Annotated in this window: 19 protein-coding genes, 2 pseudogenes and 1 riboswitch; of the genes and pseudogenes, 12 read left to right on the top strand and 9 right to left on the bottom strand. The window is 62.4% G+C overall.

The annotated features are described in order from the left end of the window. Positions 1-21: 21 nt before the first annotated feature. Entirely contained in the window at positions 22-789 is a 768-nt protein-coding gene (gene gloB, locus NKJ90_RS16490) for a hydroxyacylglutathione hydrolase (protein WP_023757253.1), read from the bottom strand. A gap of 107 nt (positions 790-896) precedes the next feature. On the opposite strand from gloB, the gene NKJ90_RS16485 reads away from it, so the two are divergent. The 3 genes from NKJ90_RS16485 to NKJ90_RS16475 all read left to right on the top strand — a co-directional run bounded on the left by NKJ90_RS16485 (position 897) and on the right by NKJ90_RS16475 (position 4659). After that, positions 897-1685, top strand: coding sequence for a class I SAM-dependent methyltransferase (locus tag NKJ90_RS16485; RefSeq protein ID WP_023757252.1), 789 nt, complete (start codon positions 897-899; stop codon positions 1683-1685). 139 nt (positions 1686-1824) lie between these two features. Next, a complete protein-coding gene (locus NKJ90_RS16480; RefSeq protein ID WP_023757251.1) occupies positions 1825-3651 on the top strand; it encodes an ABC transporter ATP-binding protein/permease in 1827 nt (608 codons plus the stop codon). 210 nt (positions 3652-3861) lie between these two features. Continuing rightward, positions 3862-4659 (top strand): DUF1194 domain-containing protein, encoded by a 798-nt coding sequence (locus tag NKJ90_RS16475; RefSeq protein WP_023757250.1) that lies wholly within the window; start codon positions 3862-3864, stop codon positions 4657-4659. A gap of 66 nt (positions 4660-4725) precedes the next feature. On the opposite strand, the gene NKJ90_RS16470 is transcribed toward NKJ90_RS16475, so the two are convergent. Further along, the gene (locus NKJ90_RS16470) at positions 4726-5661 is read right to left on the bottom strand and encodes a glycosyltransferase family 2 protein (RefSeq protein ID WP_023757249.1); all 936 of its coding nucleotides are present in this window, start codon (positions 5659-5661) and stop codon (positions 4726-4728) included. Positions 5662-5731: 70 nt separating this feature from the next. Between NKJ90_RS16470 and NKJ90_RS16465 the strand changes: the two genes are divergently transcribed. Next, positions 5732-6106 carry a hypothetical protein gene (locus NKJ90_RS16465; protein WP_156938474.1) on the top strand — a complete coding sequence of 125 codons (375 nt, stop codon included), beginning with the start codon at positions 5732-5734 and terminating at the stop codon, positions 6104-6106. A 53-nt stretch (positions 6107-6159) separates the two neighbouring features. Here NKJ90_RS16465 and NKJ90_RS16460 read toward each other — a convergent pair whose 3' ends face one another. The 3 genes from NKJ90_RS16460 to metX all read right to left on the bottom strand — a co-directional run bounded on the left by NKJ90_RS16460 (position 6160) and on the right by metX (position 9091). Continuing rightward, positions 6160-7167 (bottom strand): glycosyltransferase, encoded by a 1008-nt coding sequence (locus NKJ90_RS16460; RefSeq protein WP_245266408.1) that lies wholly within the window; start codon positions 7165-7167, stop codon positions 6160-6162. Positions 7168-7248: 81 nt separating this feature from the next. Further along, complete coding sequence (gene metW / locus NKJ90_RS16455) at positions 7249-7863, bottom strand: methionine biosynthesis protein MetW (protein WP_023757246.1); 615 nt, start codon at positions 7861-7863, stop codon at positions 7249-7251. A 58-nt stretch (positions 7864-7921) separates the two neighbouring features. Further along, on the bottom strand, positions 7922-9091 hold the full coding sequence (gene metX / locus NKJ90_RS16450) for a homoserine O-acetyltransferase MetX (RefSeq protein WP_031259577.1): 1170 nt from the start codon (positions 9089-9091) through the stop codon (positions 7922-7924). A gap of 112 nt (positions 9092-9203) precedes the next feature. Next, positions 9204-9281: riboswitch (SAM riboswitch) on the bottom strand. 138 nt (positions 9282-9419) lie between these two features. Between metX and hisC the strand changes: the two genes are divergently transcribed. Next, the gene (gene hisC, locus NKJ90_RS16445; RefSeq protein ID WP_023757244.1) at positions 9420-10529 is read left to right on the top strand and encodes a histidinol-phosphate transaminase; all 1110 of its coding nucleotides are present in this window, start codon (positions 9420-9422) and stop codon (positions 10527-10529) included. Positions 10530-10535: 6 nt separating this feature from the next. Next, positions 10536-11471, top strand: a complete 936-nt coding sequence (locus NKJ90_RS16440; RefSeq protein WP_023757243.1) for a prephenate/arogenate dehydrogenase family protein — start codon at positions 10536-10538, stop codon at positions 11469-11471. 7 nt (positions 11472-11478) lie between these two features. Here the strand turns inward: NKJ90_RS16440 and NKJ90_RS16435 are convergent. Together NKJ90_RS16435 and NKJ90_RS16430 are read right to left on the bottom strand one after the other, a co-directional pair. Next, positions 11479-12401, bottom strand: a pseudogene (locus NKJ90_RS16435) (sugar kinase). Positions 12402-12411: 10 nt separating this feature from the next. Beyond that, positions 12412-13410, bottom strand: a complete 999-nt coding sequence (locus tag NKJ90_RS16430; RefSeq protein ID WP_023757242.1) for a DUF2125 domain-containing protein — start codon at positions 13408-13410, stop codon at positions 12412-12414. Between the two features lie 149 nt (positions 13411-13559). Between NKJ90_RS16430 and NKJ90_RS16425 the strand changes: the two genes are divergently transcribed. From NKJ90_RS16425 to NKJ90_RS16415, 3 genes and pseudogenes are all read left to right on the top strand, one after another. Then, positions 13560-14081 (top strand): gamma-glutamylcyclotransferase, encoded by a 522-nt coding sequence (locus tag NKJ90_RS16425; RefSeq protein WP_023757241.1) that lies wholly within the window; start codon positions 13560-13562, stop codon positions 14079-14081. 121 nt (positions 14082-14202) lie between these two features. After that, positions 14203-15150: an aldo/keto reductase gene (locus tag NKJ90_RS16420; protein ID WP_352486360.1), complete on the top strand. Its 948-nt coding sequence runs from the start codon at positions 14203-14205 to the stop codon at positions 15148-15150. A 92-nt stretch (positions 15151-15242) separates the two neighbouring features. Then, positions 15243-15861: pseudogene (locus tag NKJ90_RS16415) on the top strand (LysE family translocator). A 24-nt stretch (positions 15862-15885) separates the two neighbouring features. Here NKJ90_RS16415 and NKJ90_RS16410 read toward each other — a convergent pair. Together NKJ90_RS16410 and NKJ90_RS16405 are read right to left on the bottom strand one after the other, a co-directional pair. Next, a complete protein-coding gene (locus NKJ90_RS16410) occupies positions 15886-16686 on the bottom strand; it encodes a lysophospholipid acyltransferase family protein (RefSeq protein WP_023757240.1) in 801 nt (266 codons plus the stop codon). Between the two features lie 76 nt (positions 16687-16762). Next, positions 16763-17668 carry a LysR family transcriptional regulator gene (locus NKJ90_RS16405; RefSeq protein ID WP_023757239.1) on the bottom strand — a complete coding sequence of 302 codons (906 nt, stop codon included), beginning with the start codon at positions 17666-17668 and terminating at the stop codon, positions 16763-16765. A gap of 100 nt (positions 17669-17768) precedes the next feature. On the opposite strand from NKJ90_RS16405, the gene NKJ90_RS16400 reads away from it, so the two are divergent. Genes NKJ90_RS16400 through NKJ90_RS16390 form a run of 3 tightly spaced genes read left to right on the top strand, consistent with a single transcriptional unit; the run spans position 17769 to position 19567 of the window. Next, positions 17769-18320, top strand: coding sequence for a carboxymuconolactone decarboxylase family protein (locus NKJ90_RS16400; RefSeq protein WP_023757238.1), 552 nt, complete (start codon positions 17769-17771; stop codon positions 18318-18320). Positions 18321-18379: 59 nt separating this feature from the next. Beyond that, on the top strand, positions 18380-18850 hold the full coding sequence (locus tag NKJ90_RS16395) for a nuclear transport factor 2 family protein (RefSeq protein ID WP_023757237.1): 471 nt from the start codon (positions 18380-18382) through the stop codon (positions 18848-18850). Positions 18851-18871: 21 nt separating this feature from the next. Then, entirely contained in the window at positions 18872-19567 is a 696-nt protein-coding gene (locus NKJ90_RS16390) for a pyridoxamine 5'-phosphate oxidase family protein (RefSeq protein WP_352486358.1), read from the top strand. Positions 19568-19570: the final 3 nt, after the last annotated feature.

The following is a 19570-nucleotide window of genomic DNA, read 5'->3' as shown; positions in this document are numbered from 1 at the left end:
CTTCGACGATATCACCGGACTCTAGAAATTGTCCTTGCGCTTGCGGATTTCGGCAAAGACCTCGGCGTCCGAAGCTTTCTCCAGTCCAAGATGCTTGCGGACAGAAGGATCGTGCCAGCGCAGGAAGGGATTGGTCGACAGCTCCTCGCCGATCGTCGTCGGCAGCGTGGGCTTGTCGGCGGCGCGCAACGCCTCGATCTTGGCAGCGCGTTCTCTCAGCGCCGAGTTGGTCGGATCGACGGTCAGCGCGAAACGGGCGTTGGAGAGCGTGTATTCGTGGCCGCAATAGATGACCGTTTCAGCCGGAAGTGCCGCCAGCTTCTTCAGCGAATCGTACATGACCGGCGGCTTGCATTCGAACAGCCGTCCGCACCCCAGCGCAAACAGCGTGTCGGCGGTGAACGCCACTTTCGATCCAGGCAAATAGTAGGAGACGTGGCCGGCAGTGTGGCCGGGCGTGGCGATCACCTCGATCTTTTCATCGCCAAGATGGAGAACCGAGCCGTCTTCGACCGTTTCGTCGATGCCTGGGATCTTGGCCTTTTCCGCTTCCGGGCCGACGATGCGCAGCTTGAAGCGCTCCTTCAGCGCCAAATTGGCCTCGACATGGTCGACATGGTGATGCGTGGTCAGGATCATTGTCGGCGTCCAGCCGGTACGTTTGAGCGCGGCCAGGATGGGCGCTTCCTCGGGCGCGTCGATGATCGCGGTTTGGCCGCTTTTGGGGTCGTGCACCAGAATGCCGAAATTGTCGCTGCGGCACATGAACTGTTCGATTTCGACCGGCATCGCATCTCTCCATTATCGCCGCAGACATAGGGCGCTAGCGGGCCGCTGTCATCCCGGTTATCGATGCATTTATTGAAACCCGACGACATCACGGCTACATCCCTGCCATGCATTCCGACATCGTCGATCTTCGCTCCTTCTATTCGACAACACTCGGCCAGTTCGCCGAGCGTTCGATCACCATGGCGTTGTCGTCGATATGGGCAGCCGTGCCCAACGAGCGGCTGGTCGGTCTCGGCTACACCTTGCCTTGGCTGGAGCGCTTCGGCACCGATGCCGAGCGGGTCTTCGCCTTCATGCCGGCAACGCAGGGCGCCGTAGTCTGGCCGGCGACGGGGCCGACGGCGACGGCGCTGGTCTTCGACGAGGAACTGCCGCTGGTCGATTCCTGCATCGACCGCATGCTGCTCGTCCATTCGCTCGAACATGTCGAGAACCCGCGTGAGACGCTGAACGAGATCTGGCGTGTGCTGTCGCCGGCGGGTCGGGTGGTCATCGTCGTCCCGAATCGGCGCGGCGTCTGGGCGCGCTTCGAGCACACGCCGTTCGGCAATGGCCGGCCTTTTTCGCGTGGACAGCTCACCGAATTGCTGCGCGAGGCGAATTTCACGCCCGCGTCCTGGTCCGATGCGCTTTTCTTCCCGCCATCGCGGCGGCGCTTCATGATGCAGTTCCACAATGTGCTCGAACGCGCCGGCCGGCGGCTGTGGCCGATCTTTTCCGGGGTCATCGTCGTCGAGGCGCAGAAGCGGCTCTATCAAGGCGTGCCGGTCGCCCAGCGCGCCTCGCGCCGCGTCTTCGTGCCCGTGCTGTCGCCGCATGGCGCCACCCGGCTTGGCCGTCGCAACGAGGTCGGGGATACCAAGTCATCGGTTGCGCGGGTGACGGCTTCGTGATCGGGGCAAGAGTGCCTGGCGTCGGTTCCCTGCCTATCTGTCGCAAGTGGAGTGACAGCGCACCTGGCAGTCCATTTGGACGACGGATGCCTGCAAGTCTCTCCAACCGGTTTCAGCACTGAACGCAAGGACCTCGGACATGGCTGATCAACCGGACTATGCCGCCATCGTCCAGCCGGTTGTGGTGGCGGTCGAAGCCAGCAGCCTGAGCGACCAGGTGGCGACGATCAGGAGGGCGCTGGCGGCATCGCCGGTTCGCAAATGGTTGCTCTGGACAGCGGTCGGCATGATGGCCGTGATCATCGCAACGTCGATCGGCCAGGTTCTGCTCAACCGCTGGAATCAGCCTTTCTACGACGCGCTCGCGCGGCGCGACATGGCGGCCTTCCTGCACCAGCTTCTCGTCTTTGCGGCAATAGCCGGTGGACTTCTGGTGCTCAATATCGGCCAGACCTGGCTCAACCAGATGATCCGGCTGAAGCTGCGCGAGGCGCTGACGCTGGATCTGATCGACCAGTGGACGCGGCCCGCGCGCGCCTTCCGGCTGGCCAATGCCGGTGCCATCGGCGTCAATCCCGACCAGCGCATGCAGCAGGATGCGGCGCACCTCTCGGACCTGTCGACCGACCTCGGTGTCGGGCTGCTGCAGTCATGCATCCTGCTCGTGTCCTTCGTCGGCGTGCTGTGGGAGCTGTCCTCAGGCTTCGTGTTCCACATCGGCGGAACCGCACTGGCCATACCGGGCTACATGGTCTGGGCCGCCATTCTTTATGCCGGCACCGCCTCCTGGCTGAGCTGGCTGGTTGGACGCCCGCTCATCAGCCTGAACAGCGACCGCTACACACGTGAAGCCGAGCTGCGCTCCTCGATGGTGCGCGTCAACGAAAATGTCGATGCCATTGCGTTGTACCATGGCGAGCCCGATGCCAGGCGGCGGCTCGAACTCGATCTCGGCACGGTGCTAGGCGCCATGCGGCGCATCTACAGCGCACAGATCAATCTAGCCTGGGTGACCGACTCTTATGGCTGGATCACCGTCGTCGCGCCAATCCTGGTCGCCTCGCCGGTGTACTTCGCAGGTGATATCAGTTTTGGCGGATTGATGATGGCGGTCGGGGCCTTCAACCAGGTCCATTCGTCGCTGCGCTGGTTCATCAACAACATCGGCAGCATCGCCGATTGGCGCGCCACGCTGATGCGCGTCGCCGATTTCCGCATCGCTCTCGACGAAATCGATGTGCTCCACGACACGGAAAGGCGCATCGAGTTCGGCGACAACGCCAATGGCAACCTGACTTTCGAGAAGCTCGAAGTGGCCTCGCCGGAGGGCTGCACGAGGCTCGCGGACCAGCATGTCGAAATCCGTCCCGGCGAGCGCGTCATGGTCATCGGCGAGGCGGGCGCCGGCAAGACGCTGTTCTTTCGTGCCATTGCCGGCCTGTGGCCATGGGGAAGCGGGCGGATCGGCCTGCCGGCGGCAGAAACCCTCATATTCGTGCCGCGCGTCCCTTATTTCCCGACCGGCACGTTGCGCGAGGTGCTTGATCACCCGAACGGACCCGCGCCGGCGAGTGACGCCGACATTTCGAAGGTGCTTGCAGAGGTCGGTCTTGAATGGCTGTCGTCGTCGCTCGACCGCGCCGGGCGATGGGACCACGAGCTGGGCGATGACGAACAGCGCTCGCTGGCCTTCGCCAGACTCGCCTTGCGGCAGCCGAAATGGGTGATCATCGATGAAGCACTGGATGCATTTGACGGCCCGTCGCTACGGCGAGTGCTGGCCATGCTCGAGAAGCGTTTGCCTGGGACTGCGATCCTCAACATAGGGCGCGGCCTGCACAACAATCAGTTCTTTCCGCGCGCGTTGACGATCGTCAAGGATACCGGCGCTCCCGCTCTGAAGCCCGCCCGCGTCAGGGCCGGCGCCATCGAACCGCCGCCAGTCGCTGCCCGCCGCAAGGCATAGACCGATGTTCATGTTCAGAGCGGTTCATCGTTTCACGGAAACGCCGATCCGCTCCAATCGTTTGTTTTGACGCAAATCCTAGGGGGAAGGCGCTATGCGCTTTTCCTGGGAAGGCCGTCCGATGCTTTTCCCAGAATTCCTCCGCGCAAAGCTTTATTCTGCCGTGATCGCGCCGCAAGCTTGTCCAGAGGAACAACCCTGGCGACGGCCATGCTTGATGCTTTGCGCCTGCTTGCCTGTCTTGCCTGCGCCCAGGCCGCCGCCTCGCCGCCGGATGCGCCGGCCGTCGACGTCGAGTTGGTGCTTGCAGTCGACATATCGCTGTCGATGGACGAAAAGGAGTTCGCCCTGCAGCGCGCCGGTTATGTCGAGGCGCTGCGACATCCTGACTTTATCAAGGCTGTTCGCGCCGGCGCCACCGGCCGGATCGCGCTCACCTATTTCGAATGGGCCGGCACGGTGCGTGACGACGCGGTCATCGGCTGGCAGATCATCGACAGCGCGGAGAGCGCCAACCTCTTTGCCGACAAGGTTGCGGCCCGCCCGTTCCGCAGCTTCCGCGGCACCTCGATTTCCGGTGCGCTGGCCTTCGGCACCGAGCTTTTCGATCACACTTCTTTCAAGGGCGAACGGAGCGTCATCGATATTTCCGGTGACGGTCCGAACAATATCGGGCCGCCGGTCACCGCCACGCGCGATGCGGCGACCGCAAAGGGCATCGTCGTCAATGGATTGCCAATCCTGATCAGTCCATCACCCACCTTCAGTCATCTCGACCAGTATTACGCGCAGTGCGTGAGCGGCGGGCCCGGTTCCTTTGTGCTGCCGATTTATGCGGCCGCCGAATTTTCGACGGCCATCCGGCGCAAGCTGATCCTCGAAGTAAGCGGCAATCAGGACGAGGCGAGAATCATGCCCGTCGACGTGGCGACGCCGATAGACTGTCTGCAGGGCGAACGGGATAGGCGGTTCTTGTCCGATCCGTATTTTCCGGAACTCGACCGGTGAGCCTTACTGGAACTTGTCGTGCATGTCGTAGTCTAGAACCGGTGGACACTTTTAGGCGACATGCAATTAGGCCGGTCGGGCGCCAAACTTGTCGCGGAACTCGTTGTAGAGATCGCGGCGCCAGCGCCGGCCGTGAATATAGCCGTGCATCAGTTCCGGCAGCGTGTAGCCGAGCGATTTCGACGAGCGATTGGCCATGTAGCCCTCAAATGCTTGAGGTATCCGGCCCCTGAGAATATCGGCGATAATCTGCCGCGAGATCATGTATGGCGGAATATGCGGGTAGGCGTCGGCAATATGCGGATGTTTGCCCATCAGGTTCGCATAGGCTTCGACATAGCCGTCACGGCGGCCTGAAATGGAGTTTTCCGAGTTGTATTTCGTCCAGTCGATGTCTTCGGACAACCGAGCGCCATGACGGCGCGCTAGCCGCAGCAGCAATTCCCGGTCCTGCATCCGGGTGATGTCGCTGTCATAACCGCCAATGCCCAGCAAGGCCTCGCGGCGAGCGGTTATCGCGGAGCCGGCGATGAAGATCGTCTGTGCGACCAGCGTCCGTTCCAGCATCGTCGGGCTCACGAACGCATCGCGATTGATGCAATTGGTGGCGCGATTGCCCTTCAGGGACACAAAAGAGCTGATCAATACCTGAAGTGCGGAATTGTCGTCGAAGCGGGCCAGGGTTCGTTCAAGCCGGTGCGGCAGGTAAACGTCGTCCGAATCGAGGAATGTCACCACGGGCGCCCGGGCCCGCTCGATGCCGGCATTCCTGGCGGCATTGGCGCCTCGCCATTTCGCACCGACATAAATCAGCCGCGGGTCTTGAATGCGGGCAAGTGCCGCCTCGGTTCCGTCGGTCGAGCCATCGTCAACGACAATATGCTCGAGCCTTGGCATGCTTTGGGAAAGCACGCTTTCCACGGCGCGCAACACCGTTTCGCGCCGGTTGTGGGTCGGCGTGATGACGGTAACGAGAGGTGTCGGATCTATGATCCCGGCCATGTCGTGTCAGCTGTTTCCCTGCGCAGAGCTGCGCGTCTATCCAGGACTTTTCGATTCTTGGAACGGTCGAATGGATCGAACTTCCTTTCCGCGACATCTCGTAGTCGATACGACGCTACAAAAAGCAACTGCCCGTGTCATCCACTTTACCGATACTCGACCCGCGCAAGCCAACGAATTCCCGTTATTAGCGCTCCATTTGCAACAGCATTGCCGAACAGAGCATTTACGAATCACCACGGAAGCGGCCTGCCGCTGCGGACAGCATATATTCCATTACCTCGGACGTAATCGTATTGTGCTCGGCGTTTCGACAGATTGCCTTGGGAGGCTGGCTTGTCGGCTGCCCTCCAAAGGGAAATTCAATCATGAGCGGAGGCCGATGGGGCTCGCCGACTGCGTCGAATATGCGCACAAGGCCACGGATGTCCTTGGCCAAACGTGAACTCTATTGCGACAAAGCGATATGCCTCAATTTTGGTTTATGAAGAGCGTCGGCTAGCTGTGCTCGACATAGTCAGGCAGCTTCTCAATTTTATCACCTACCATACCGGTGGCGAAGCTAAACTGGCCCCAGAATGCCAATCCATAAAATATCTGACCGACAATCAGGGAGAACGGAATTTGCCAAAGCGGCATCCCTGTGTCCCGAGCATGGCCCACAACGCGTCGTGTTGTGCGCCACGACATGGTGAACCACCGGCTGAAAGACTTGGCTACCCGTCGCATGCGGCCGGGCGAGGCAAGGTCCACAAATTTCCGGTCGGCATCGCGACCTGTTACCAAGGCGCGCCAGACAAAGAACCGCAAACCCCGCGGCGCATAGTGGTAGACGCGTGCGTTGACATTGCGAATCTCGTGACCCTGGCGTTGCAGATTACGCATCAGCAGGGTGCAAGAGACCTTGAAGCCATTGTTCTCCGGAAAAGGATTTTCCGCAAACCCGCTCCGGCGAAGGGCTACATTGTTCGCATTGATCGCCCGTTTTGAAGCAAATCGTCCGTCTCCGTGCGCCAAAGGGAAAAACCAGATCAGCGCAAACGTTCTCGACGCGAAATCGTCATGCAAAAGATGCGTAAATCCGTTTACGCAAATAACGCGGGGATCCTTAAAGGGCTCAAGAATCGTTGAGAGCCATCCCGATTCTGCAACCGTGTCGGAATCGGTCAGGACAACTACATCTGAATCCGCTTTCCGGATGCCATTGTTCTTGAGCTCATAATATCGACCGCCAGGGCAGGCAACAAAGGTCAAGTCGGCAACCTGCGCCAACTGCGGCGCTTCTCCCTTGATGTCGCTGTGAAGGGATTCCGCGTCGTCGTCCGTACCGGCGTGGGATATGATAACATCCGGTCTGGTGAAGCCGATCGACGAAACCGCAGCTATCTCACGCGCCAACGCGTTCAGCCCAACGCCGACTTCGTCCCAATCGACGGATCTAGCGTTCTCCATTTCCACGACGAGCGAATATGTTGTGGACTCTTCGTTTATCTCTGCGCCGGCCATTTATCAGCTTCCATGTGACTACACTCTACTCGTCCCAGTATAGAGGCAATCCTTGTCGATCAAGCGACGGCGTGTCGCAAGCTACCGCTTCAGCAAGAACACCGCCTGCTGGCCGAAGAAATTCCAGAACCACCACGGCATCGACAGACCGATCTTCTGGCCGTTGGCGTCGAGTGCCGTCGCCTTCTCCACTGTCGCACCGAGTTCGTCGCACAGATTGACGAAGTCGCGGATGGTGCAGAAATGGATATTGGGCGTGTCGTACCAGGAATAGGGCAGGTCCTTTGTCACCGGCATGCGACCCTGGATGAATAGCGACAGGCGCACCCGCCAATGGCCGAAATTGGGAAAGGATACGATGGCGCGGTTGCCGATCCTGAGCAGTTCGTCGAGCACCAGCTTCGGGTTGCGGGTGGCCTGCAGCGTCTGCGACAGGACGACGAAGTCAAAGCCCTTGTCGGGATAGAATTCGAGATCCTTGTCGGCATCGCCCTGGATGACCGAGAGGCCGCGCGCCACGCATTCGTTGACGCCGCGCTGCGACAGCTCCAACCCACGGCCGTCGACCTGCTTGGTGTCCTGCAGCAATTCGAGCAGCGAGCCGTCGCCCGAACCGACATCGAGCACGCGGGACTGCGGCGGGATGAGATTGGCGACGACCTCGAGGTCGACGCGCTGGTCGCGGTTGACACTCATGATGCCGCCTCCTGCGTGGAGCATGATCCTGGACAGACCAGTCCGCAACTTTCCAGGGTCATGCGCTGAGCCCTCTCGCCCGGGCCGCCGAGCCGATGAAGCCGTTGATGGCGGCAAACAGTTCCGGCTCGTCCAGCAGGAAGGCATCGTGGCCGCGATCGGTCTCGATCTCGACGAAGGACACCGAGGCGCCGGCGGCGTTCAGCGCATGCACGATCGAGCGGCTCTCCTCGGTCGGAAACAGCCAATCCGACGTGAAGGACACCAGGCAGAAGCGGGTTTTGGTACCGGCAAAAGCGTCGGCCAACCGGCCGCCATGGTCGGCTGCAAGGTCGAAATAGTCCATCGACCGGGTCATGTAGAGGTAGGAATTGGCGTCGAAGCGATCGACGAAGGTCATGCCCTGGTGGCGCAGATAGCTTTCGATCTGAAAGTCGGCGTCGAAGCCGAAGGTCAGCGCTTCGCGATCCTGCAGATTGCGGCCGAATTTCCGGTGCAGCGCGGCCTCCGACAGATAGGTGATGTGGGCGGCCATGCGCGCCACCGCCAAGCCTTTTTCCGGGCGTTTGCCGTGCTCGAAATATTTGCCGCCATGCCAGTCCGGATCGGCCATGACAGCTTGCCGGCCGACCTCGTGGAATGCGATGTTCTGCGAGGAATGGCGCGCGCCGGTAGCGATCGGCAGCGCCGAGAAGACGCGCTCCGGATAGCTCGACGCCCATTCCAGCACCTGCATGCCACCCATCGAGCCGCCGAGCACGCAGAAAAGCTTTTCGATGCCGAAATGGTCGATCAGCATCTGCTGCGCGCGCACCATGTCACGGATGGTGATGATCGGCAGGTCGAGCCCATAGGGCTTGCCGGTGATGGGATTGGTCGAGGCCGGGCCGGTGGAACCAAGACAACCACCGATGACGTTGGAGCAGATGACGAAGAAGCGGCTGGTGTCGATGATCTTGCCGGGGCCGATCAGCACTTCCCACCAACCCGGCTTGCCGGTCACCGGATTGGTGCTGGCGACGTGCTGGTCGCCGGTCAGGGCATGGCAGACGAGGATAGCGTTGGAGCGGGCGTCGTTCAGCGTGCCATAGGTCTGGTAGGCGATCTGGAACGGCGACAGCAGCGTGCCAGCGTCGAGCTTGAGCGGCTTGTCAGGCCCAAAACGCAAGACCGGGCTCGACGGCTGGTCGGCCTCGTTGTTGGTTTTGCGAGCACGCAGAGCGGCCATTGCATCCATCTCACACCTTGATCCCTGCACCGTGCTTTTCGAAAATCGATGCCGATGCGGTGTCCGGCCGGCGCGGGCAATAAAAAACCGGCATTGCAGTCGCAAAGCCGGTTACAGGATGCAAACGGCCCTTTAGCAAGTTGTTTAACGTGGCTGCAAGCCGACCGGCCAAATCACCACGGTAGTTCGTACCCCCTTCTAGGGCTGCGGCAGGCCGGCGTCAACGGCCAGCCATTGTCCGGAGGCGGTCACCTCTCGACATTGCGGGCCACGGCTTGTATTTCCGCTGCGGCTTCCCTGAGGAAGCGTTCTCGACGGATTTTGCGACATGAGCCAGACACCGGACAAGGCACGTCCAACCCCGCGCGCGGGCATCATGGACATCGACGCCTATGTGCCGGGTAAGAGCACGGCGCCTGCCGGCGTCGCCAAGGTCTACAAGCTTTCGTCGAACGAGAACCCGCTCGGTTCCTCGCCAAAAGCGATCGAAGCCGCGCGCGAGATTGCCGGAAAGCTCGACGTCTATCCCGACGGCACCGCCAGGCGGCTGCGCGAAGCGATCGCCGAAGTGCACGGTCTCAACCCGGCCAACATCATCTGCTCGAACGGTTCCGACGAGATCCTCGGCCTGCTGGCGCAGACTTATCTGGCGCCCGGCGACGAGGCTGTCATCACCGAACACGCCTTCATGGTCTACAAGATCTACATCCAGTCGGCGGGTGCCGTTCCGGTGACGATCAAGGAAAAAGAGGAGCGCGCCGACATCGACGCCATCCTGGCCGCCATCACGCCGCGCACCAAGATCGTGTTCCTCGCCAATCCCAACAACCCGACCGGCACCTATGTGCCGTTCCAGGAGGTGCGCCGGCTGCATTCCGGTTTGCCAAGGCATGTGCTTCTGGTGCTCGACGCCGCCTATGCCGAATATGTCCGCCGCAACGATTACGAAGCCGGCATCGAGCTGGTCGGCAGCGCCGAGAACGTGGTGATGACCCGTACTTTCTCGAAGATCGGCCTTGGTGGAGCGCGGATCGGCTGGATGTACGCGCCGATGCATATCGTCGACGCGATCAACCGCGTGCGTGGCCCCTTCAACGTCAATGCAACGGCGATCGAGGCCGGCATCGCGGCGATCCGCGACCGCGCCCATGTCGAGCGCAGCGTCGCGCACAACGAGACCTGGCTGGCATGGTTGAGCGAGGAGTTCACCAAGCTTGGGCTGCGGGTGACGCCGAGCGTCGGCAATTTCGTCCTTATTCATTTTCCCGAGGACAACAAGCATTCCGCAGCTGCGGCGGACGAGTATCTAACGGCGCGCGGCTATATATTGCGGCGCGTTTCCGGCTACGGCTTTCCCAACGCGCTGCGCATGACCGTCGGCACCGAAGAGGCCAATCGCGGCGTTGTCGCCGCACTCACGACATTCCTGAAAAGCTAGAACACCATGACATCACCGATGTTTGAAAAGATCGCGCTGGTCGGCATCGGCCTGATCGGCTCGTCGCTGGCCCGCGTCATCCGCCGCGAGGGGCTGGCTGGCCGCGTAGCCATCTCGACCCGCAGTGCCGCGACGCTGGCGCGAGCGAAAGAACTTGGGCTGGGTGATTCCTACACCACCGATGCGAGCGAAGCGGTCAGGGATGCCGATCTGGTCATCGTCTCGGTGCCGGTCGGCTCGTCCGGCACGGTCGCCGAGGAAATTGCGCCTTCATTGAAGCCGGGCGCGATCCTCACCGATGTCGGCTCGACCAAGGCATCTGTCATCGCGCAGATGCAGCCTTATGTGCCAGCCGGCGTTCACTTTATTCCCGGTCATCCGCTGGCGGGCACAGAGAAATCCGGCCCCGATGCCGGGTTTGCCGACCTATTCGACAATCGCTGGTGTATCTTCACGCCGCTGCCCGATACTGACCCGGACGCGCTGGAACGGCTGTCGGAATTCTGGCGCCGCTGCGGCGCCAACATCGACACGATGGATCCTCAGCATCACGACATGACGCTGGCCATCGTCTCGCATTTGCCGCACATCATCGCCTACAATATCGTTGGCACCGCCGATGATCTGCAGTCGGTAACCAAGTCCGAGGTGATCAAGTATTCGGCTTCGGGCTTCCGCGACTTCACCCGCCTTGCCGCTTCCGACCCGACCATGTGGCGGGACGTATGCCTGCACAACAAGGATGCAATCCTCGAAATGCTGGCGCGGTTCTCGGAAGACCTAGCGTCGTTGCAACGCGCGATTCGCTGGGGTGACGGCGAAAAACTCTTCGACCTGTTCACCCGCACCCGCGCCGTGCGCCGCTCGATCATCGAGGCCGGCCAGGACATCGACGTGCCCGATTTTGGCCGTCAGGCGGTCGAACACCCGGCCAAGACTTAAATTCGTTTCAGGCAGGCCAGGTCGCCGCAACCATCGCCAGCGTCTCGGCTCTATTCGGTGCACCAAGCCTGCCGCCGAAGCGCAGGCATTTGAGCGCGGCGGCCGCACTGGCAAAGCGCAAAGCATGCTCGACGGGCATGGCTTCCGCCAGGCCGACGGCGAAGGCGCCGTGAAAGACATCGCCGGCGGCGAGCGTATCCACCGCCTTGATCCTCGGCGCCGCGACATGACGCACACAGCCTGCGGAACGGTCGTGCCACCAACTCCCCGCCGCGCCGCCAGTCACCGCGACAAAGGCGTCGGTGCGGCTGGCGAGATCGGCGCAAGCCGTTTCCGGGTCGAGCGCCTGGCCGCAGACAATGCGCGCCGCCGGCTCCGAAGCGACGATGTGCGAGGCGAGCGGCAACAGCTGTTCCAGGACCTCCAGCGGCGCGGTGTCGGCATCGAGGATCGCCGGGCGGCCGATGGCGCGTGCCGCATTCAGCGCAAGTGCTGCCGCACCCGGCCAGCGGACATCGACCAATACGGCGTCGAATGCCATGAGGTCGGCGAGCGGCAAGGCTTCGGGATCGGCCTGCGCAAGTCTGTCATAGAACGGCACGATGATGCGCTCGCCATGCGCATCGACCAGGATCGAGGCCAGCGCCGAGCGAGCGCCCCGACGCGGCGGACATAGGCGCAATCGACACCTTCGGCTTCGATCGCGGCAACGAGATGGTCGCCGACGGGATCGTCACCCGCACTAGCCCACAGCGACACCTCGGCGCCCAAGCGGTGCGCGGCGCAGGCAGCACTGGTGGCCATGCCCGAGGCGATCTGGACGCCGTCGGAGGCGATGAATTTGCCCTGATGCGGGGGCAGTGTCTCGACACGCAGGATGGTGTCCAGCGTCAGCGCGCCGACGCTCAGAAGTTTTGCCGGTCTGTTCATACAGGGACGCTTAATCGAGTGGCTTGATCTTGCCCAGCGGGATGAAGCCGAGCGAGGCCTTGCCCTTGACCACCTTGAGCGGCATCGATGGCTCGTTGCCAAGCACCGCCAGGGCAGAAAAGCCCTGCTCGATCTGGCTTTTCTGCTCGGGTATGGCGGCGCCGAGGATGGCAGCCACCGCCTTCGGGTCCTTCAGCCTGATCATCAGATCGGCGTTGACCAGGCCCTCGGCATCGACCGAAAGCGGTCCTGAAACGGTGATGCGCGCCGTGCCCGACGACAGGTAGAGGTTGCGGATTTCGATTGCCTGGCCGCGCAGGCTTCTCACCTGCGTGCCGATCAGTGCAATGCCGTTCTTCAGCGTCGCGTCGCCGCTGGCATCGAGCGCCGGCAGCACGCGCCCGCCGATCGCGCCGGGATTGATCTCGAGATCGCCGAAACTGCCGAGATAGTCGATGTCCGCCCCATTCGGCTGCAGTTGGCCAGCCGCCTTGCCGGCGCTGAACAATTGCACCGGATCGGTATCGTCGGCCGGATCGGTCTGGCCGGACAGGCCCTCCGCCTCCAGAGCAATCCGCTGCGGTAGTGGCCACCACAATTTGACGTTGGCCTGCAGGTTGTCCCAGTCGATCCACAACGGCGCCATGCCTGGCACGGAAGTCCTGAGCGGGCCGCGCAGATTGGCAACCGGTGACAGAGGCTGGATGATCTGGGCGGCTGCGTTGAAACTGCCGGCCGAAGCGGCGACGTTCCTGGCATCGTCCTCGTAAGCCAAATTGTCGCAGGAGACCGTAAAGCTCAGGGGATAGCCGCTGACCTGGAGGTTGTCGCAGCCGGCTTCGACGCCAGTTTTGTTCAGCGTGGCAACCGCCTTGTCGGCCTCGCTCCTTACCCGGTTGGCCAGATAGAACCAGCCGCCGCTGTAGATGGCAAACAGCACCACGACGAAGGCGGCAAGCCAGATCAGGCGGCGAAGGTTACTCGGCTGGCGTTCGTCACTTGACGTCATGCTTTGGCTCTCGTTAACGCATGGGTGTTGCGGACGGACAGTCGATCCCGCCGACAATAGGTAGACAGAGACGAATAGGTAGACGGGACAGGCTAAAAAACTCCGGTCCCGGCACGGTGTTGGCATTCTTTGCAATCAGGCGCGGCGATATGGGCGATTTTTGGGTGTTTGGCTATGGTTCGTTGATCTGGCGGCCGGGTTTCGCGCATGTCGAGACACAGCGCGCCCGCCTGCATGGGTATCGCCGGTCGCTCTGCGTCTATTCCTTCGTGCATCGCGGCACGCGTGAACGGCCGGGGCTGGTGCTCGGCCTCGACCGTGGCGGCTCCTGTGTCGGCCTGGCGTTCCGTGTTCCCGGCGACTTGCGCGACGAGGTCATCACCTATCTGCGCGACCGCGAGCTGGTCACCAATGTCTATCTCGAGCGCTTGCTCAAGATTCGTCTCGACGGGGGCCGGACTGTCGAGGCGGTGGCCTATATCGTCGACCGCCAGCACGTGCAGTATGCCGGCGCGCTCGACGCGGCGGAGGCGGCGGCCATGGTGCGTGGCGCGGTCGGCCAGTCCGGCGTCAACGAGGATTATGTGCTCAGCACACTGGAGCATCTCGAGGCGCTAGGCATTCGCGACCATTGGCTGGAGGAAGTCGCCAGGCGGGTCGCGCCTTTGTGAAGCTGCCTCTGCGGAAAAAGGCGGCCAGGCCTTTGACCTCGATCGGCCAAGACCTAGCTTTAGGCTCCGAACCTCAGCCCGCGGGCAGCATTCGCCCGCCCAATCATTCCGGAGATACGCCTTGCAGAAACGCCGTCTCGGTCGTACCGATCTTTCCATCGCACCGCTGGTTCTGGGCGGCAATGTCTTCGGCTGGACCGCCGACGAGAAAACCTCGTTCGACCTGCTCGACCGCTTCATCGGCGCCGGCCTCAACGCCGTCGATACGGCGGATGCTTATTCGCGCTGGGTGCCCGGCCACAAGGGCGGAGAGTCGGAAACCATTATCGGCAAGTGGATGAAGGACCGCGGCAATCGTGACAAGGTCATCGTGGTCACCAAGGTCGGTTCGGATATGGGACAGGGCCATAAGGACCTGTCCGCCGCATACATCGAAAAGGCCGTCGACGCATCGCTGAAGCGGCTGCAGACCGACACCATCGATCTCTATCTGTCGCACTGGCCGGATCCGACGACGCCCTACGAGGAAACCCTTGGCGCCTATGAGAAGCTGCTCGCCAAGGGCAAGATCCGCTATGCCGGCTGCTCGAACCTCGACGCCGCCCAGTTGCGCGCCGCACTCGATGTGGCGAGCCTGCGCGGCCTGCCGCGTTACGAAGTGCTGCAGCCGGAATACAATCTCTACGACCGCTCGTCCTTCGACGGCCCACTGCGTGATCTCTGCGTGGCCGAGGACATCGGCGTCATCACCTATTTCAGCCTTGCCAAGGGTTTTCTCAGCGGCAAATACCGCAGCGAGGCCGATCTTGGTCAGAGCCCGCGTGGCGGCGGTGTGAAGGACTATCTCAACGCGCGCGGATATCGCATCCTTGCGGCACTGGACGCGGTCTCGGCCAGGCATTCGGCCAAGCAAGCGGAAGTCGCGCTTGCCTGGGTGATCGCGCGGCCCGGTGTGACCGCGCCGATCGCCAGCGCCACCAGGCCCGACCAGATGGACAGCCTGATCAAGGCGGCGTCGCTGAAATTGAGCGCCGACGATATGGCCGAACTCGACAAGGCGAGCGGCTGAAGCTTTCGGCGACCGCTCCTCGCACGAACGTCCAAGACGACCCTCTTGTCTTGCCATAGCCTTCTTTGCACGGGGGCAAGGCAGAGGTGCAGATGACGGAGCCGCTTCTTTCGCAGCTGGACCTTTGGCGTCAGCTGGTCGCGCTGGTGCTTGCCGCCACGATCGTCATGGGCAGCCCAGGGCCGGCAACGATAAGCGTCACCGCCGTCGGGGCCGCCTTCAGCCTGCGCCACTCGCTGCGCTATGCCGGGGGGATCATCCTAGGCACGATCGCCGTGCTGCTGGTCGTGGCGACCGGGGTCATGGCGGTGCTCACGTCGATGCCGCGGTTCGCACCGCTGCTGGCCGTCGCTTCAGCGGTCTACATCCTCTATCTCGCCTTCAAGATCGCTACGGCGCCGCCCTTGGCGGCACGCGCCGCCGAGGCTAACATGGCTGGCTGGGTTCCTTCTCGCGGTCGCCAATCCAAAGGCCTATGTGGCGATCGCCGTCGTGTTCGCCTGGGCTTCGTCGAAACAGGGCGTCGCTGAGCTCGGTCCATGGCTGAGGCTGACGGTTCTCGCCCTGATGATCGTCGCCATCCATGCCGTGTGGCTCGTCGCGGGAGCAGCGTTCGCGCGCTTCCTGCGCCAGCCGGCGGCATCGCGGATTATCAATCTGGTCTTTGCCGCGACGCTGGTGTTGACCACTGCGCTGGCCGTATTCGGCTGAGAACTGCCGGCCGGAGACTTCGGCTCAGGCTTTGGTTTTTGCGGCGTGATCCAGCTCTTGCAGCCTTTTCACCGCTGTCGGTGGCAAGGCAGGTGGGTTCGGGCCGCGCGCCGCCTCGATCAGGAACTGGTCGCAGGCGGCCTCGGTCTCCCCGATCAGCCGGGCCATGAATTCGTCCTTGCTCAGTCCCGGTGGAATCGGCGGCAGGAAGCGTGCCCTGATCGTGCCGGGGTAGCGCAGGAATTTCCGGCGCGGCCAATAAAGGCCGGCGACATGGGCGACCGGCACCACCGGAACACCAAGCTGCGCATAGATTTCGACGATACCGTATTTGTAGGCCGGCTCGTCGCCCGGAGCCCGGCGCGTGCCCTCGGGGTATATGATCAGCTGGCGAGGGTTGCGCGCCATCTCCTCCTTGGTCGCGGCGACCACGGCCTTCAGCGCCTTCGAGCGGCTGCCGCGGTTAACCGGGATCATCCGCATCTTCATGATGTACCAGCCGAAGAACGGGATCCAGGTCAGCTCTCGTTTCAAGATGTAGAGCGGGTCCTGGAGGAAGGGGAAGAAGGCGATCGCGTCCCAGAACGACTGGTGCTTGGGCGCCAGGATGAAGGAGCCTTCTGGCAGGTTTTCCTGGCCGGTGATGTCGCTCTTCGTTCCAGCGATCTTGTCGAAGAGCCACATCGAGGTGCGCGACCAGAATTTCGGCACGAACCAGGCGCGGTGACGGGGGGACAGGAAATAATAGGGGGTCCAGAGGATCATCTGGATGATCAGGTTGACGTAGAAGACGAAATTGAACGTCAGTGATCTGGCATAGAGCATGGGGGAGGTCCGGTGAGGAGGTGAGCGTTGGTTACACCAAGCGCGGGGAAAAAGGAAACAAGGCGATGCGGCTCATTCACCACGCCGCCTGCGCCAGGCGTTCCCGCAGGCGAGGAGCGGCGAAGTCGAGGAAGGCGCGCAGTTTCACCGGCAGCCGGCCCTGGCCGGCGTGTACGAGATTTACCGGCCACGGCTGCGGTTCGAAGTCCTGGAGAACCGCTCTGAGGGCTCCTGACCGCACAGCGGCTACGATCTGGTAGGAAAGTACCCGTGTTATCCCGATGCCGGCAATCGCAGCGTCGATCGCGGCCTCAGCGGTGTTGACGCGGAGCCTTGAGCGAACCTGGATTGGAAGGTCGGTCTTCTCCACCGAAAAGGTCCAGGTGGCGAGGGAACTGAGACCCTCAAATGTAATGCAGCTGTGCGTCTCAATATCTCTGGGGGTTTTCGGCGTGCCGCGTTCAGACAAATAGGCGGGGCTTGCGCAGACAACACGACGGATGGAGCCAAGCCCTGTGGCAACCATGCGCGAGTCCGGCAGCCGGCCGATGCGGATTGCGAGATCGATATGCTCCTCGGCCAAATGGCTTATCGCGTCGCCGAGCGTCAGGCGAATGTCCACTTGCGGGTAGGCGGCGAGAAACGCGGTGACGACTGGCAGCACGTGAAGGCGGCCGAAGACGATCGGCGCGGTGATGATCAATTCGCCCGTCGGGGCGCTGTACTCGCCGCCGGCGACCCGCTCGGCCTCGCCGACCTCGTCGAGAATGCGGCGGCATGCGGCGAGGTAGGCGTCGCCCGCATCGGTCAGCGTCAGCCGCCGCGTCGACCGGTTCAGCAGGCGTGTCTGAAGATGACGCTCTAGGTCGGAGACCTTGCGGCTGACCGTGGCAAGTGGAACGCCCGAACGGCGCGCGGCAGCGGACAAACTGCCAGCCTCGACCGTGGCAACGAAAAGGGACATGGCTTCGAGGCGGTCCATTGTTTATTCCAGAAATTGGAAGGATAGATTGCAATTATGGCATCTACATCTGCAATGTGAAAGGATGCATATAAGACGGGCACCTCAAAAGGAAATCGTCATGCCCCGCATCGTTACCCTGTCATCCATTGCCGCCGCTCCAACAGCCGCGCAACCCATGCTGCACGCTGTCGAGAAGCAGCTCGGTGTCGTGCCGAACCTGTTTAGGATGGTTGCAAACAGCCCGGCCGCGCTGGAAGGCTACCTCGGCATGTCGGGGGCGCTTGCCAGGGGCCGCCTGCCGGCGCCAACGCGCGAACGTATCGCGCTCGCGGTCGCCGAGGTCAATGGTTGCAGCTACTGTCTTTCCGCCCACACCTACCTCGGCAAGAACCTCGCAAGGCTCGACGACGCCGAAATGATTGCCAACCGCCACGGCGGTTCCACCGATCCCAAGGCGGGCGCGGCTGTCCGTTTCGCCGCCAAGGTCGCCCACAGCCGCGGCCATGTCGGCGACGAGGACCTCGCAGCCGTCAGGCTGGCAGGCTATGACGATGGTGAGATCATTGAGATCGTCCAGCACGTCGCCCTGAACGTCTGGACCAACTATATCAATGAGGTTGCCCGGACCGAGATCGATTTTCCGGTTGTTTCTGCCCGTGATGCTGCCTGACTCCGGAAAGGCCAGGCGGTGTCCGCCGGTCTCCGCCACGCATGCCGCAGAGGAATGTCATGTCTGAGAGCCGACCACCGCTTCCGCCGTTCACAGCCGAGACCGCCGCACAGAAGGCGCGCATGGCCGAGGACGCCTGGAACTCCCGTGATCCGGCACGGGTCGCGCTCGCCTACACAATGGACAGTCGCTGGCGTAACCGGGCTGAATTCCTGCAAGGGCGCGATGCCATCCAGGCGTTTCTGACGCGCAAATGGAGCCGCGAGCTTGACTATCGGCTGATCAAGGAGGTCTGGGCCTTCCACGCCAACCGGATCGCGGTGCGCTTCGCCTATGAGTGGCGCGACGACAGCGGTTCATGGTTCCGCAGCTACGGCAACGAGAACTGGGAATTCGACGAACACGGGCTGATGCGCCTGCGCATCGCCAGCATCAACGACCTGCCGATCGGCGAGGCTGACCGCAAATATCACTGGCCGCTCGGTCGGCGGCCGGATGACCACCCTACACTGTCGGAACTCGGGCTTTAGAGCAATTCCAGGAGGCTTTCGATGAACGCGCATGCTTTCACCAGCGACGTCGCCTTCACGCCGACGGTCAAGGCGATCCAGGCCCGCAAGGGCTCACGCCAATCCTATGCCCGCGTCGAGGAGCGTGGCGGCTGGCAAGCTGCCATCACCCCCGACCTTGCCGCCTTCATCGAGATGCAGACCAGCGTCTTCCTGGCGACGGCCAATGGCGATGGCCAGCCCTACATCCAGCACCGCGGCGGGCCGGTCGGCTTCCTCAAGGTGCTGGATGAACACACGATCGGCTTCGCGGATTTTGCCGGCAACCGGCAGTTCATCACGCAGGGCAATCTGGCTGACAATCCGCAGGCCTTCCTGTTCCTGGTCGACTATATGCATCGGCAACGCATCAAGCTCTGGGGCACGGCGCGCGTTGTCGAGAACGATGCCGAACTGCTGGCGAAACTGATGCCGCAAGATTACAAGGCACGTCCCGAGCAGGTCATCCTGTTCACGATCACGGCCTGGGATGCCAATTGCCCGCAGCATATCCCGCAGCGTTTCGAGGCGGCCGACGTGGCAGCGGCACTCGGTGAACGGGACAGGCGCATCGAGCGTCTTGAACAGGAGGTCGCACGGCTCAAGGGGGTGTCGGGCGCGGCTGCCAGGGCCGCCAGGGCAGGCGCGGCCGCCAGGGCAGGCGCGGCCGCCAGGGCAGGCGCGGCCGCCGGGGAATGATGG

This window comes from Mesorhizobium sp. M0051 (assembly GCF_040323235.1).
Lineage (GTDB): Bacteria > Pseudomonadota > Alphaproteobacteria > Rhizobiales > Rhizobiaceae > Mesorhizobium.
The sequence above is the reverse complement of the archived record's forward strand: the minus strand, read 5'-3'. Positions and strand labels throughout refer to the sequence as shown.

Excerpts from the sequence above, each read along its gene's own strand:
- hisC (WP_023757244.1), top strand. The coding sequence starts at position 9,420 with ATGAGCCAGACACCGGACAAGGCACGTCCAACCCCGCGCGCGGGCATC.
- NKJ90_RS16475 (WP_023757250.1), top strand. The coding sequence starts at position 3,862 with ATGCTTGATGCTTTGCGCCTGCTTGCCTGTCTTGCCTGCGCCCAGGCC.
- NKJ90_RS16465 (WP_156938474.1), top strand. The coding sequence starts at position 5,732 with ATGGATCGAACTTCCTTTCCGCGACATCTCGTAGTCGATACGACGCTA.
- gloB (WP_023757253.1), bottom strand. The coding sequence starts at position 789 with ATGCCGGTCGAAATCGAACAGTTCATGTGCCGCAGCGACAATTTCGGC.
- NKJ90_RS16430 (WP_023757242.1), bottom strand. The coding sequence starts at position 13,410 with ATGACGTCAAGTGACGAACGCCAGCCGAGTAACCTTCGCCGCCTGATC.
- NKJ90_RS16395 (WP_023757237.1), top strand. The coding sequence starts at position 18,380 with ATGTCTGAGAGCCGACCACCGCTTCCGCCGTTCACAGCCGAGACCGCC.
- NKJ90_RS16405 (WP_023757239.1), bottom strand. The coding sequence starts at position 17,668 with ATGGACCGCCTCGAAGCCATGTCCCTTTTCGTTGCCACGGTCGAGGCT.
- metX (WP_031259577.1), bottom strand. The coding sequence starts at position 9,091 with ATGGCCGCTCTGCGTGCTCGCAAAACCAACAACGAGGCCGACCAGCCG.
- NKJ90_RS16460 (WP_245266408.1), bottom strand. The coding sequence starts at position 7,167 with ATGGCCGGCGCAGAGATAAACGAAGAGTCCACAACATATTCGCTCGTC.
- metW (WP_023757246.1), bottom strand. The coding sequence starts at position 7,863 with ATGAGTGTCAACCGCGACCAGCGCGTCGACCTCGAGGTCGTCGCCAAT.
- NKJ90_RS16390 (WP_352486358.1), top strand. The coding sequence starts at position 18,872 with ATGAACGCGCATGCTTTCACCAGCGACGTCGCCTTCACGCCGACGGTC.
- NKJ90_RS16470 (WP_023757249.1), bottom strand. The coding sequence starts at position 5,661 with ATGGCCGGGATCATAGATCCGACACCTCTCGTTACCGTCATCACGCCG.
- NKJ90_RS16425 (WP_023757241.1), top strand. The coding sequence starts at position 13,560 with ATGGGCGATTTTTGGGTGTTTGGCTATGGTTCGTTGATCTGGCGGCCG.
- NKJ90_RS16485 (WP_023757252.1), top strand. The coding sequence starts at position 897 with ATGCATTCCGACATCGTCGATCTTCGCTCCTTCTATTCGACAACACTC.
- NKJ90_RS16410 (WP_023757240.1), bottom strand. The coding sequence starts at position 16,686 with ATGCTCTATGCCAGATCACTGACGTTCAATTTCGTCTTCTACGTCAAC.
- NKJ90_RS16440 (WP_023757243.1), top strand. The coding sequence starts at position 10,536 with ATGACATCACCGATGTTTGAAAAGATCGCGCTGGTCGGCATCGGCCTG.
- NKJ90_RS16480 (WP_023757251.1), top strand. The coding sequence starts at position 1,825 with ATGGCTGATCAACCGGACTATGCCGCCATCGTCCAGCCGGTTGTGGTG.
- NKJ90_RS16400 (WP_023757238.1), top strand. The coding sequence starts at position 17,769 with ATGCCCCGCATCGTTACCCTGTCATCCATTGCCGCCGCTCCAACAGCC.